The organism is Bradyrhizobium sp. 930_D9_N1_4, assembly GCF_052076015.1.
Classification (GTDB): Bacteria; Pseudomonadota; Alphaproteobacteria; order Rhizobiales; family Xanthobacteraceae; genus Bradyrhizobium.
The window spans coordinates 1,542,890-1,557,057 of record NZ_CP197236.1 but is presented as its reverse complement, the minus strand read 5'-3'; the positions used below and the strand labels follow the sequence as shown (position 1 = coordinate 1,557,057).

General features: G+C 64.9%; 12 protein-coding genes. 2 read left to right on the top strand and 10 right to left on the bottom strand.

All coding sequences use genetic code 11. The features are described 5' to 3' along the window. Positions 1-141: 141 nt before the first annotated feature. The 7 genes from fdhF to mobB form a co-directional block, all read right to left on the bottom strand. Entirely contained in the window at positions 142-2,910 is a 2,769-nt protein-coding gene (gene fdhF, locus AB7532_RS07215) for a formate dehydrogenase subunit alpha (RefSeq protein WP_441234112.1), read from the bottom strand. Beyond that, positions 2,907-4,616 (bottom strand): NADH-ubiquinone oxidoreductase-F iron-sulfur binding region domain-containing protein, encoded by a 1,710-nt coding sequence (locus tag AB7532_RS07210; protein WP_441234111.1) that lies wholly within the window; start codon positions 4,614-4,616, stop codon positions 2,907-2,909. The genes fdhF and AB7532_RS07210 overlap by 4 nt, the downstream gene beginning before the upstream one ends. A gap of 246 nt (positions 4,617-4,862) precedes the next feature. Next, positions 4,863-5,141: a hypothetical protein gene (locus AB7532_RS07205; RefSeq protein WP_441234110.1), complete on the bottom strand. Its 279-nt coding sequence runs from the start codon at positions 5,139-5,141 to the stop codon at positions 4,863-4,865. Positions 5,142-5,231: 90 nt separating this feature from the next. Beyond that, positions 5,232-6,887, bottom strand: a complete 1,656-nt coding sequence (locus AB7532_RS07200; protein ID WP_441234109.1) for an OFA family MFS transporter — start codon at positions 6,885-6,887, stop codon at positions 5,232-5,234. A 322-nt stretch (positions 6,888-7,209) separates the two neighbouring features. Beyond that, a complete protein-coding gene (locus AB7532_RS07195) occupies positions 7,210-7,473 on the bottom strand; it encodes a sulfurtransferase TusA family protein (RefSeq protein WP_441234108.1) in 264 nt (87 codons plus the stop codon). A gap of 45 nt (positions 7,474-7,518) precedes the next feature. Next, positions 7,519-8,775, bottom strand: coding sequence for a molybdopterin molybdotransferase MoeA (locus tag AB7532_RS07190; protein WP_441234107.1), 1,257 nt, complete (start codon positions 8,773-8,775; stop codon positions 7,519-7,521). A 9-nt stretch (positions 8,776-8,784) separates the two neighbouring features. Next, positions 8,785-9,312 (bottom strand): molybdopterin-guanine dinucleotide biosynthesis protein B, encoded by a 528-nt coding sequence (gene mobB, locus AB7532_RS07185; RefSeq protein WP_441234106.1) that lies wholly within the window; start codon positions 9,310-9,312, stop codon positions 8,785-8,787. A gap of 209 nt (positions 9,313-9,521) precedes the next feature. On the opposite strand from mobB, the gene fdhD reads away from it, so the two are divergent. After that, a complete protein-coding gene (gene fdhD, locus AB7532_RS07180) occupies positions 9,522-10,412 on the top strand; it encodes a formate dehydrogenase accessory sulfurtransferase FdhD (protein WP_441234105.1) in 891 nt (296 codons plus the stop codon). Further along, positions 10,357-11,034, top strand: a complete 678-nt coding sequence (gene mobA / locus AB7532_RS07175) for a molybdenum cofactor guanylyltransferase MobA (protein ID WP_441234104.1) — start codon at positions 10,357-10,359, stop codon at positions 11,032-11,034. The genes fdhD and mobA overlap by 56 nt, the downstream gene beginning before the upstream one ends. On the opposite strand, the gene AB7532_RS07170 is transcribed toward mobA, so the two are convergent. From AB7532_RS07170 to AB7532_RS07160, 3 genes are all read right to left on the bottom strand, one after another. Then, positions 11,035-11,973: an FAD-dependent monooxygenase gene (locus tag AB7532_RS07170; RefSeq protein ID WP_441234103.1), complete on the bottom strand. Its 939-nt coding sequence runs from the start codon at positions 11,971-11,973 to the stop codon at positions 11,035-11,037. Beyond that, positions 11,898-12,125, bottom strand: a complete 228-nt coding sequence (locus AB7532_RS07165) for a hypothetical protein (RefSeq protein ID WP_441239206.1) — start codon at positions 12,123-12,125, stop codon at positions 11,898-11,900. The genes AB7532_RS07170 and AB7532_RS07165 overlap by 76 nt, the downstream gene beginning before the upstream one ends. 90 nt (positions 12,126-12,215) lie before the next feature. Next, a complete protein-coding gene (locus tag AB7532_RS07160; protein ID WP_441234102.1) occupies positions 12,216-14,165 on the bottom strand; it encodes a molybdopterin biosynthesis protein in 1,950 nt (649 codons plus the stop codon). Positions 14,166-14,168 lie beyond the last annotated feature (3 nt).

Here is a 14,168-nt window from a genome sequence, read left to right as displayed (position 1 = left end):
CAGGGAGGAGTTTGGCGAAGGCCAGTCGCTCGGTATTGCGGCCATCCACAACCGACAGATCACGCGGTATGGGTCCCGGCCTTCGCCGGGACGACAGCGGGATTTGGTTAGCAGCGCGCCGCCCAATGACGGCCGTTGCCGCTACTCCGCGGCATCCCGCATCTCCGCCCGCTCGGCTCTCGCCGCGCAGAACTTGAACTCCGGGATCTTGCCGAACGGATCGAGCGCCGGGTTGGTCAACAGGTTGGCCGCCGCCTCCGCGTAGCAGAACGGCATGAACACCATGTTCTCCGGCACGTCGCGATCGGAGCGGACCTTGACCTCGATGGCGCCGCGGCGGGTCTCGAGCCGGATGAAATCGCCGGGCGCGAGCTTCTTCCTGTGCATGTCCTTCGGCGACATGAAGGCCACCGCCTCCGGCTCGATCTGGTCGAGCACCTGGGCGCGGCGGGTCATCGAGCCGGTGTGCCAGTGCTCCAGCACGCGGCCGGTCGACAGGACCATCGGATATTCGGCGTCGGGAATCTCGTCCGGCGGGATGACATGCGCCGGCACGATCTTGCCGCGACCGCTCGCGGTCGGGAAGCCTGTGGTGAAGATGATCTCGTTGCCGGGCACGTCGGGAGCGTCGACCGGATAAGTCACCGCGCCTTCGCGCACGAGGCGCTCCCAGGTGATGTTCTTCAGCGACGGCATCAGCTGCGCCATCTCGGTGAAGACGTCGCCGGGACCGGCATAATTCCACGGCAGGCCCATGCGCTTGCCGATCTCCTGGATGATCCAGAGATCCTGCCGCGCATCGCCCGGCGGCTTGATCACCTGCCGCGCAAGCTGCACGCGGCGGTCGGTGTTGGTGAAGGAGCCGTCCTTCTCGGCGAAGGCCGAGGCCGGCAGGATGACGTCAGCGTGGAACGCGGTCTCGGTGACGAAGAGATCCTGCACCACGAGATGATCGAGCATCGCCAGCGCCTGGCGCGCATGCTGGAGATCGGGGTCGGACATCGCGGGGTTCTCACCCTCGATGTACATGCCCGTGATCTCGCCGGCATGAATCGCGTTCATGATCTCGACAACGGTCAGGCCGCGGACGGGATCGAGATCCTGATCCCACGTCTTTTCGAAAGCCCCGCGCAGATCGTCACGGCTGACCGGCTGGTAATCCGGCAGGAACATCGGGATCAGGCCGGCGTCTGAGGCGCCCTGCACGTTGTTCTGGCCGCGCAGCGGATGCAGGCCGGTGCCGGGACGGCCGATCTGGCCGGTGATCAGCGCCAGCGCGATCAGGCAGCGCGCATTGTCGGTGCCGTGGACGTGCTGGCTGATGCCCATGCCCCAGAAGATGATCGACGATTTGGCCCGCGCATAGGTGCGCGCGACCTCGCGCAAGGTCTGCGCCGGGATGCCGCAAATCGCCTCCATCTTCTCCGGCGTGAATTCCTGGATCTTCTCCTTGAGGTCGTCGAAGCCCTCGGTATAGCCGGCGATGTACTGGTCGTCGGTCAGGCCTTCGGTGATGATCGTGTTGATCATCGCGTTCAGCATCGCGACATCGGAGCCGGGCTTGAACTGGAGATGCTTGGTCGCGTGTCGCGACAGCGTCTGCCGGCGCGGGTCCATCACGAACAGCTTGGCGTTGTTCTGCTTGACCGCATTCTTGATGAAGGTCGCGGCGACCGGATGGTTCACGGTCGGGTTGGCCCCGATCACGATGATGACCTCGGCGTCCATCGCAGCCGAGAACGGCGCCGACACCGCGCCCGAGCTCACGCCTTCGAACAGCGCCGCCACCGACGAGGCGTGGCACAGGCGCGTGCAATGGTCGACGTTGTTCGAGCCGAAACCGGTGCGCACCAGCTTCTGGAACAGATAGGCCTCTTCGTTCGAGCCCTTGGCCGAACCGAAGCCCGCCAGCGCCTTCACGCCCTTCTCGTCGCGAATCTTGACGAGGCCCTTGGCTGCGATGTCGAGCGCCTCTTCCCAGCTCGCCTCACGGAAGTGGGTGAAGGGATTGGCGGGATCGACCTGGTCGTTGGAATCCTTTTTCGCATTCGGCAGCCGCACCAGCGGCTTGGTCAGGCGATGCGGATGATGGATGTAGTCGAAGCCGAAGCGGCCCTTGACGCAAAGGCGATTATGATTGGCCGGGCCGTCGCGGCCCTCGGCATAGATCACCTTCTCGTCCTTGACCTCGTAGGTGACCTGACAACCGACGCCGCAGAACGGGCAGAGCGAATCAACCTTCTTGTCCGCGTAGGTCACGCGGGTCTGGTTCTCGTCCAGCATCACGGCCGGCATCAGCGCGCCGGTCGGGCAGGCCTGCACGCATTCGCCGCAGGCCACGCACGTGGACTCGCCCATGGGATCGTCGAAATCGAACACGATCTTCGAGCCATGGCTGCGATAGGCCATGCCGATGACGTCGTTGACCTGGACCTCGCGGCAGGCGCGCACGCAGAGGCCGCACTGGATGCAGGCATCGAGATTGACGCGCATCGCCGGATGGCTGGCATCGGTCTCCCAGCGTTCGGCGGCGGGGAAGCGGCTCTCGGTGACGCCCGTGGTCTCGGCCCAGTGCCAGAACTTCGACTCCGGATCGTGGCTGGTCTCGCGCGCCGGCTGGTCGGCGACCAGCAACTCCATCACTATTTTCTGCGCGGCGGTCGCACGCGCGGATTCACTCTTCACCTTCATGCCCACCGACGGCGTGCGCTTGCACGACGCAGCCAGCACGCGCTCGCCCTCGATCTCGACCATGCAGGCACGGCAATTGCCGTCGGGGCGATAGTCGGGCGCGGGCGAATAGCAGAGATGAGGGATCTCGCGGCCCTGGCGTTTGGCCACCTGCCAGATCGTCTCGCCGGCGTTGGCTTCGACCTGTTTGCCATCGAGCTCGAACGTAATTTTGGTCATTCGGCCGCTTCCTTGAACTCGTCAGGGAAATATTTGATCACGGTGGAGAGCGGGTTCGATGCCGCCTGTCCGAGCCCGCAAATCGAGGCATCGCGCATCGCCTGGCTCAATTCTTCCAGCAAGGCACGGTTCCAGACCGGCTTCTGCATCAGCTGCGCCGCCTTCTGGGTTCCGACGCGGCATGGCGTGCACTGGCCGCAGCTCTCGTCCTCGAAGAATTTCATCAGGTTCAGGGCTGCTGCGCGCACGCTGTCGTTCTGCGACAGGATCACGATCGCAGCCGAGCCGATGAAGCAGCCGTATTTCTCCAGCGTACCGAAATCGAGCGGGATGTCATCCATCGCCGCCGGCAGGATGCCGCCGGAGGCGCCGCCCGGCAGATAAGCATAGAATTGATGGCCGTCAGCCATGCCGCCGCAATATTCATCGATCAGCTCGCGCACGGTGATGCCCGCGGGCGCGAGCTTCATGCCGGGATTCTTGACCCGGCCCGAGACCGAGAAGCTGCGCAGGCCATGGCGCTCGTGGCGGCCATTGCCCTTCCACCAGTCGGCGCCCTTCTCGACGATGTCGCGCACCCACCACAGCGTCTCGATGTTGTTGATCAGCGTCGGCAGGCCGAACAGGCCGACCTGGAACGGATAAGGCGGCTTGTGCCGCGGCAGGCCGCGCTTGCCCTCGATGCTTTCGAGCAGCGAGGATTCCTCGCCGCAAATGTAAGCACCGGCGCCGCGCCGCATGTGCAGCGTGGGTCCGCCCGCGGGAAGCTTCGCGATCTCACGCTCGAGGATCTCGCGTGAGGCCGGATATTCGTCGCGCAGATAGATGTAGATATCGGAGGCCTGCACGACGAACGCGCCGATCAGCATGCCCTCGAGGAAGCGATGCGGATCGCTTTCGAGATAGACGCGGTCCTTGAATGTGCCGGGCTCGCCCTCGTCACCGTTGATCGCCATCAGCCGCGGACCGGGTTCACCGAGCACCGCGCGCCATTTGCGCCCCGTTGGGAAGCCGGCGCCGCCGAGACCGCGCAGCGAGGCGTCGTCGAGACCCTTCAGCAGATCGTCCTTCGACAACTCGCCCGAGCGAACGCGATTGAGCAGCTTGTAGCCGCCGTCCGCGACATAGGCGTCGTAGTCGATATATTTCGGGAGATGCGCGTGGGTGTCGCCGCCCTTCGCCGCCGCCATCACATTGGCAACGGTGGCATGGTCGACGAAATTGTGGCCGACTTCTGCGGCCGGCGCGGTGTCGCAGCGGCCGACACAGGGCGCGCGCACGACGCGAATGCCGGGGCCGGATGCGCTCTGCAAATCCTCAAGCAGCTTGTCACCGCCGAGCATCGCGCAGGTCAGCGAATCGCAGACGCGGATCGTCAACGGCGCGATATCAGGCTCGCCTTCCTTCACCACGTCGAAATGCGCATAGAACGTCGCGGTCTCGAACACCTCCGCGAAGGCGAGCTTCATCTCGTCGGCAAGCGCGGCGAGATGCGCGGCCGATATCTGGCGATATCTGTCCTGGATCAGGTGGAGATATTCGATCAGCAGATCGCGCCGCCGCGGCTTGTCGGCGAGCAATTGCTCGATCTCATGCGCGGCGGTCGGGTCGACCTGCCGGCCCTTGGGCGTGGATTTGGCGCGCCGGCGCCCTTCGCCCGGATGCTCGAATTCTCTGACCTTGTGAACGTCGTCGTTGCTGCTCATGGAAACGTCGCGTTCTCCTCAAAAGCGCGATGACCTCGGGGCGGATTGCCGTCGCGATCCATCCTTATTTCCGGCCTGACCCGCGGGAACTGCGTCGTCCGCACCTCCAATGTCAGGCTCATTCCAGGTAACTCTACCCTCTGGTATACCAGATTCCAAGATAATTAGAACGCCTCTACAATCATTTAAGGGGCGGGCAGCCGCCCCGCCACGCCCCCTGACGCAAACTGTTCGCGGAACCTCGGCTCAGGTCTTGTTCATGCAGTCTTCGATGTAGAACCAGCGATCGTCACCGGCCAGGCCCTTGGCCTTCACCTCGGCGCGGCACGCCTTCAGCTTCGGCTTGTTGGCGGACCACTTGGCCTTCATGTCCTTCAGCTTCTTGGTGAGCTTGACTTTGCCCGGCTTGGCTTCAGTCGTCGCAGCAGGTGCCGTTGTGGCAGGCGCCGCTGCGGTTTGCGCGGACGCGGCATGAAGGCTTGCGGCCAGCATCATGGCGGCAAGGCAGATACGGGTACGAAGCATCAGAATCCCCCTAGATCCCATTCTTGACTTGAAAGACGTAGCCCGCGGGATGCTGAGCAGTCAGCATCCCGCGACCATGTGGGTTTTCGATCAGAAGATCTTGACCGCGCTCTCCAGCGTTTTCCAGACGCCCCAGAGCAGCGGGATGCCGACGAAGGCCCAGAACAGGGCTGCCTTGCCGTCGAGCCCGCCAAATCCGATGCCGTAGGAACCGTGAGGTCCCGAGGCCGCAGCGGTCGCGCTCGCCGCCTGCAACTTGGCGACGTCGGTCTCCTTCATGTGCCACTTCGAGTCGACCGGCTTGATCAGATAGTTACAGATCAGGCCCGCGATCAGCATGGCGCAGAGGATGTACATGGTGGTGTTGTAGAGCTGGTCACGCGGAACGCCCGCCGCGAGCTGGAACTCGCGGATGTAGTTCACCACGACGGGGCCGATGATGCCCGCGGTGGACCAGGCGGTCAGCAGCCGGCCGTGGATGGCGCCGACGAACTGCGTTCCGAACATGTCGGCCAGATAGGCCGGCACGGTCGCGAAGCCGCCGCCATACATCGACAGGATGATGCCGAAGCCGAGCACGAAGAGAAGCTTCGAACCCATCGCCGCAAAGGTCGGCGCCAGCGCGTAGAGCACGATGCCGAGGATGAAGAACGTATAATAGGTGTTCTTGCGGCCGATCTTGTCCGACAGCGAGGCCCAGAAGAACCGGCCGCCGATGTTGAACAACGACAGCAGTCCGGCGAAGCCCGCGGCAATGCCGGCGATCTGCGCCTTCTGACTGGCATCGAGCGCGTTGAAGCCGACGTCCGGCAGGCCGATGAGCTTGCCGCCGAAGATTTCCTGGAGCATCGGCGAGGCCATGCCGATCACGCCGATACCCGCCGACACGTTCAGGCAGAGCACCCACCAGATCAGCCAGAACTGCGGCGTCTTGTGCGCGTCGTTGAGATGGACGTTGCTCTTGGAGATCATCGCGTTGGCCTTGGACGGCGCTGTCCAGCCCTCGGGCTGCCAGCCGGCCGGCGGAATGCGATAGCGGAAGGCGCCGATCATCATGAACACGAAGTAGATGACGCCCATCGCGACGAAGGTCTCCCAGACACCGACCGAATTCGGGGTCTTGAAGTAGTTCATCAGGAGGTTCGCGAGCGGTGCACCGATCATGGCGCCGCCGCCGAAGCCCATGATGGCCATGCCGGTCGCCATGCCGCGACGATCCGGGAACCACTTCACCAGCGTCGACACCGGCGAGATGTAGCCGAGGCCGAGACCGATGCCGCCGATCACGCCGGAGCCGAGCCACAGCAGCCAGAGCTGATGGGTGTAGATGCCGATCGCGCCGAGGAAGAGGCCGCCGCACCAGCACAGCGTCGAGACGAAGGCCGCCTTGCGCGGACCGACGCGCTCCAGCCAGCCGCCCCACACCGCGGCCGCGATGCCGAGCAGCACGAAGAACAGCGTGTACATCCACCCCATGCTGGCGACCTTCCAGTCGCAGGTGGTGGTGAACAGCTCCTGCACCAGCGACATGTCGGGACATGCCTTCGGCGCGGTCAGTCCGATCGCACGCGAGAGCGGCAGCCAGAACACCGAGAAGCCATAGGCCATGCCGATGCACAAATGGATGCAAAGCGCCGCCGGCGGCACCAGCCAGCGATTGAAGCCGGCCGTTGCGATCGTGCGTTCGCGATCTAGAAATCCTGCGCCTGCGCCCGACAGCCTTCCGGCGCTTTCAACTGTAGCCATGCATTCCTCCCCTGCAGTTGCCCTTCTGAGCAAACCTGCCGCTACGATCCTGTTCCTCAGCCCTTTGCGATGCAGCCAACGGTCCCTGCTGCTCCGCACAATCATTCGACGCGCGCCAGGATCATCACGCGCATCCGAAAAGTTAACCCCTGAAGCGGGGCCCTATGCCGATACATCGTGCAGGCTTCGTGAGTGTGGCCCGTTGATCCGCGTATCGCAGACACGACTCAACCTCCGCGCCTGCACGGACAAAGTCAATTGGGGCAGAAGCCATGATGGATGTCGATAGACAAAAGGTAGGTATCGGCAGAGTGACCGTGCACTACGAGCGCAGCGCACCATTGGTTTTTTCTATCGAACCATCGACCTTTTCTATCAAGAACACGATGCGCGCTTCGTTGCGCTCGGTGATCTCCACCGTGTCGCCCGTCTCGCGGATCAGGTTCGGAATGTCAATCACCGACAACGGATCAGTGCAGTGCACCTCGAGCTGATCGCCCGGCTGCAATGGTTTCAGCGCCTTGCGCGTCTTCAGGGCGGGCAACGGGCACTTTAGTCCCGTGAGATCAAGGGTCGTTCTGGTCATGGTCGCAACATGGCGGGAGGGATCAATGGCGTCAACGCAAGGCGCTCAGAGCAGATCGGCGTAGGACAGGAAACCTACGCCCTGCCCCGGCTCGACACCAATGACGTCCTCACCCAGTTCGACGAGGCCGTCGGTCTCGACGAGTGACGACAACAGCCCGGCGCCCTCGCGCGGGAACTTGACCGCCTCCAACGCGCCGTCCTCTCCGCGCCGCAACGACACACGAACATATTCGCGGCGGCCGATCTTCTTCTTGTAGGCGAACGCCGCGCGGACCGGGATCGGCAACAGCGGCTCCGGCAGACCGCCGGCAAGCGCCAGCACCGTCGGCCGCACCACATGGACGAAGGTGACAAAACTCGCAACGGGATTGCCGGGCAAGCCGATCAGCGGCGTGCCGTCGATAATGCCCATCGCCACGGGACGGCCGGGCTTGATCGCCATCCGCCACAGCACCAGAGAACCGATGCTCTCGACCGCCGCCTTGACGTGATCCTCCTCGCCGGTCGAGACGCCGCCGGTCGTGAGGATCAGATCATGCGCACCCGCGACCTGCTTCAAGCCATTCGCTAGCGAATTGCGCTCGTCGCGCAAAATGCCGAGATCACTGACCTCGCAGCCGAGCCGGCGCAGCATCGCCATCAGCATGAAGCGGTTGGAGTCGAACAGCTGCGAGGCCGCGCGCGGCTCGCCGGGCGAAGCCAGTTCGTCGCCGGTCGAGAATACCGCAACGCGGATGCGCCTGACCATTTCGAGCCTGACAAGGCCGAACGCCGCCGCAAGCGCAACGTGCTGCGGCCGCAGCCGCTGGCCGGCGCGCAGCGCGACGTGCCCTTGCGGAATATCCTCGCCGACGGGGCGGACATTCGCGCCGGGCTTCAGCCCCGGCGGCAATACGATGTTGCCTTCGTCATCGACGCGGACGTCTTCCTGCATGAAGACGGTTTCGGCCTCCAGCGGCATCGGCGCGCCGGTAAAAATCCGCGCGGTGTGACCGGGTTTGATCGCGGCCTGCGCCAGACCGCCGGCCTGGATGCGGCCGTCGAGCGGCAACGCCTGCTCCGCGTTCTCCGGAAGGTCGGCGTTACGAACGGCGTAACCATCGACGGCCGAGTTGGTGAAGGGCGGCAGCGGCAGCGGCGCGGCGATATCGCGCGCCAGCACGCGCCCGTCGGCATCAACCAGCGCCACCGTTTCGAGATCGGCGATCGCGTTGACGCGGGTTGTGATCAGGCCAACGGCCTCATCGACCGACATCATCGGTCCGCCGAAAGCAAAACAATCGTCCGACAGTTGCGCCATGGTGCCTCGTCAGCGCATCGCGGCGCTTTTCGCCACCGCTTCCTCGACCGGCATCGCCGCGCGCAAAAGCAACGCCGCGGCAGCCTCGATGTCATCGAGATGGACAGTCGGCAGCCGGGTTTCAATGGCGACGTCGGTCGCGATCCCGGCGATGCCGGGATCGTCGGGAAACAGCAATGGCTTGTCGTTGGCAGCGCGATGCACCTCGATCTTGCGATGCGGCTCGCGCTTGAAGCCTTCGACCACGACGAGATCGACGGCCGACAGCTTGCTCAGGAGTTCCGGCAGCCGCGGCTCCGCCGCGCCGCGCAACTCATGCATCAGGGCCCAGCGGTTCGACGAGGCCACCAGCACCTCGGCCGCACCCGCCTCGCGATGCCGCCAGGAATCCTTGCCGGGCACGTCGACGTCGAACTGGTGATGCGCATGCTTGATGACGGAGACGCGCAGGCCCTTCGCGTTGAAAAGCGGGATCAGCCGCGTCAACAACGTGGTCTTGCCCGCGCCGCTCCAGCCTGCAAGGCCGATGACTTTCATTCCAGCTCCGTATCCGCGCGTGACCCCATGCCTGATGGAACCACCGTCCCCTCCCCGTCATTGCGAGCGCAGCGAAGCAATCCAGACTGCCAACGCGGATATAATTCTGGATTGCTTCGCTGCGCTCGCAATGACGAACGGAGGCATTTCGTTCTCTCCACGGCATGCTTATATCGGCTTGACCCGAATGTCATGCTAACGTCGCGGCCATGATGAAGATCGACAAAGCCCCGGTGCCCCTGATCGTCCCCAATCCGGACGATCCGCGCCTGACCCAGAGCGTGACCGGCACCGACCAATCCGGCGCCAAGGTCGAGATCAAGGTGCCGATGGAGCGGCCGCTGACGCTCTATCTGAATGCGCAGGAGATCGTCACCATGATGACGATCGGCGATTATCCGGAATATCTGGCACTCGGCTACCTGCTGAACCAGAACATGCTGAAATATAATGACGCAGTCACCGAGGTCGAATACGACGACGACCTTCAGGTCGTCGTCGTGCGCACCGAGCACCATACCAATTTCGAAGCCAAGCTGAAGAAGCGCACGCAGACCTCGGGCTGTGCGCAGGGCACCGCCTTCGGCGACCTGCTGGAGGCGGTCGAAAGCGTCGCGCTGCCGAAGGCCGAGCTGCGCACCTCCTGGCTCTACCAGATGACGCAGACCATCAACACCATGCCCTCGCTGTATCTCGAGGCCGGCGCGATCCACGGCTGCGTGCTGTGCAAGGAAGGCGAGCCGCTCTGCTACACCGAGGATGTCGGCCGCCACAACGCCGTCGACAAGATCGCGGGCTGGATGTACCGCCACGGCGTCGATGCCTCCGACAAGATCCTCTACACCACGGGACGGCTCACCTCGGAGATGGTGATCAAGACGGTGCGGATGGGCATTCCGATCCTGGTGTCGCGCTCCGGCTTCACCGCCTGGGGCGTCGATCTCGCGAGGCAGGTCGGACTGACGCTGGTCGGCCGCGCCCGCGGCAAGCGCTTCATCGTGCTCGCGGGCGAGGAGCGGATCGTCTACGACCAGAACCTCGCTTATGTCGAGGAGGAGTCGGCGAAGCACAAGCGCAAGGGTGAAGGTGGTGACGACTGAGATTCCGGCAACACAAGGTGTGCTGCTCGCTGGCGGCCTCGCACGCCGCATGGGCGGCGGCGACAAGCCGATGCGCACCATCGGCGGCCGCACCATTCTGGAACGCGTGATCGCGCGGCTGTCGCCTCAATGCAGCGGACTGATCCTCAATGCGAACGGCGATCCCGCGCGGTTCGCCGAGTTCGGCTTGCAGGTGATCGCAGACGACGTGCCCAACTTCCCCGGCCCGCTCGCCGGCATCCTCGCCGCGCTCGACTGGACCGCGACCAACCGTCCTGACATCGAATGGGTGCTCAGCGCCGCCGGCGACTGTCCGTTCCTGCCACGAGATCTCGTTGTGCGCCTGCACGAGGCACGCACGCGGGAGAATGCACAGCTTGCGGTGGCTGCATCAGGCGATCAGTCGCATCCGGTGATCGGCCTGTGGCGCGTTGCCTTGCGCGACGAGCTGCGTCACGCGCTGGTCGTCGAGGACCTCCGCAAGATCGACCGCTGGACCGCGCGCTATCCGCTAGCGACGGTGACCTGGCCGGCTGAGCCGCTGGATCCGTTCTTCAACGCCAACACGGTCGAGGACATCGCCGAAGCCGAGCGGCTGGCGGCGCTGGATGACGCGGCCTAGTCAGGCCGCCAGCGGCACTTCCCAGGCGTCGTAGCCGTAGACCCAGCTCGTATCGGTCCGCTCCTTCAGCCAGATATTGGCGCGCGAGGTTTCCTGCACGCGCGTGGTGCGCGGCTTGCGCGTCGCCTCGAAGCGGCGGAATGCATTGACAATGCCATCGCGGTCGACGCCGTCGAGGCAGCGCGAGAGCACGGCGGCATCCTCGATCGCCATCGCCGCGCCCTGCGCCATATAGGGCGTCATGGGATGGCAGGCATCGCCGAGCAGTGCGACCTTGCCGTCAGACCAGCACGCCAGGGCGTCGCGGTCCATGATCGCCCATTTGTGCACGTCGGGACACGCCGCCAGCACCTGTCCGACCTGCGGATGAAACCCCTCGAACGAAGCGCGCAGATCGCGCACATCGCCTTTTGCCGACCAGGACTCGATGCAGAAGTCCGGCTCAGGCTGGCTGGTGACGAGATAGACCTCGCTGCGATCAGGCTTGACGTAATAGATCACGATGTGGCGGTCATCGCCCCACCACTTCGTGCAGTCGTCGATCTTCTCTCCGCCGAGCAGTGCGGCGGGATAGGTCGTGCGATAGGCGATGCGGCCGGTAAACTTCACCGGCGCGGTGTCGAACAGGATGTCGCGCACGGCTGAATGCACGCCGTCCGCGCCGACAACGGCATCGGCGACAGCGCTGGTGCCGTCGGCAAAGCTCAGCCGGACGCCCTCACCGGTCTGATCGAGACCGACCAGCTTGTGATTGAGCTTCACGAACTCATCCGGCACGGCGCTTGCGAGCGCCGCATGCAGATCGCCGCGATGGGCGAGCAGATAGGGCGCGCCGAACTTCTGCTCCGCGCTCTCCCCAAAAATCATGTCGAACTTGATGTCGCCGCTCTTCCAGTCGCGGTTGTTCCAGGAGCGCGGGTAGAACGACTGATCTCGCATCCGTGCCTCCAGCCCAGCGCGCGCAACACCTTCATGGCGTTGCAGCCGATCTGGATGCCGGCGCCGATGCGGGCGAACCGGGAGGCCTGCTCGTAGACCATCACGTCGATGCCGACGCGCCTGAGTGCTGCGGCGGTCGCGAGCCCACCCATGCCGGCACCGACGATCGCAACCGATAGCCGCCTTGCCATCGCGTCCCCACCCCATTTTCCGCGCGGCTTGAATGCCGCGTCGCCGTCTGCTTAGGCGGGCCGGAAGCCGGCTTGCTCCAACGCTGTGCGCGCCTCGTCCGACCCGAGTGCATCAAGAAAGGCTTGTACGGCCGGCCGCTGCTTGCGCGCCGTCACCAGCGCGAAGTCATAATGCTCTTCCGCGAACGGAATGAAACCGAGGCCGACCGCATGGGTGACCGGCGCAATGGTCATGCCCCAGTCGGCGCGATGCTGCGCGACCGCTGCGGCGACAGCATTGTGCGAGCGCGGCTGGTTCCAGTAACCCTCCGGACGCACGCCGCCGAGCAAACGGTCGATCAGGATTCGCGTGCCGGCGCCCTGGTTGCGATTGACCATGATACAGGCGGGGTCCGCGAGCGCGGCCGCAACGGCTTCTTTCGCGCCGAGGCCTTCGAAACGCTTGTCGCCCTTGCGGAAGACGATGCCCTGCATGCGCCGCCAGCCCGGGATGAGCTCGAGTCCCTCGACGAGATAGGGCGTGTTGTAGGTCTCGCTTTTGTCGTCGAACAGATGGATCGGCGCGAGATCGCATTCGCCGCGCTTCGCCGCCGCGAGCCCGCCAAGACTGCCGACTGCGATCGAGCGCACGGTGAGGCCCGCATGCGCGAGCTGTGCCGTGACGAGATCGAGGCCGGTGCAATGGCTGCCGACGATGACGAGATGGGGCACCCGCACATGCGGCGTGAACAGCGTTACCTCGGCTTCGGTGCCAACAGGCAGCTGGTCGGCGAGCGCGTCGATGCGCAAGAAGCCGTCGGCCTGCGCGAAGGACGTGATCGCGCCGGAGCCCTTGCCGGTGGGATAGGCGATCAGGCCGTCCTTGCCCTCGACCAGCGAGACCATGACGAATTCGGTGCGGCCGAGCTCGGAGGCGATGCGCACCGGCACGGTCGCATTCACCTTGGCATCGGAGCGCGGCGGCAATCCGGCCATCCTGCGCAACACCGGCACGATCATGTCGTGGAAGGTGAACATCGCCGAGGTCGGAAAGCCCGGCAGGATCACCACCGGCTTGCCGTCGCACACCGCGAGGCACAGCGGCTTGCCGGGCTTGAGCGCCACGCCATGGGCGACGATGCCGGGCTGGCCGAGCCGGCCGATGATGCGATGGGACACATCGCCCGCGCCCTTCGACGTCCCGCCGGAGAGCACCAGCATGTCGGCATCCCTGAGCGCGCTGCGCATGGCGGCTTCGAGCTCGGCCTCATCATCGGGAATTGCGCCGAGGAAGATCGCATCGCCGCCATTCTCATCGATCGCAGCCGCGACGATCGCGCCGTTGGTGTCGTAGATTGCCGCGGGCGCAAGCGCCTCACCAGGCTGCACCAGCTCATCACCGGTCGAGATCACCGCGACGCGTGGTTTGCGCGCGACCTTCACCTCGGCAATGCCGCAAGCCGCCAGCATGCCGATCTCGCGCGAACCGACGATCGTGCCGGCGCGCAGCAAGGCTTCGCCGCGCGCGATGTCGGATCCCGCATAGGACACGAATTGCCCCGGCGACACGGCGCGGCGAACGTCGATCGCATCCGAGCCGGCCGGCTGGGTGTGCTCGACCATGACGACGGCGTCGGCGCCGCGTGGCAGCGGACCGCCGGTCGCAATCGGTGTCGCGGTTCCCGTTCCGACTTGCAGCTTCGACGCAGTGCCGCAGTGAATAATCTCGCCGTTCAGCGCGAGGCGAACGGGCGCGCCTTCACCAGCGGCTGAAAGATCGGCCGAGCGCACGGCAAAGCCGTCGACATTGGAACGGTCGAACGGCGGTACGTCGATCGGCGCGGTGATGTCTTCGGCGAGCGCCCCGCCGAGTGCATCGCCGAGTTTGCGCGCTTCGCTCGGGATCCGGCGCGGAAATAGCGCGGCTTCGAAACGCGCGATCGCATCCTCGCGCGACAGGATCTTGAGAAACTGCTCCTGTTCGAGCCCGTTGCGGTCGGGTGGCTTGGGGATCATCGTCATGCC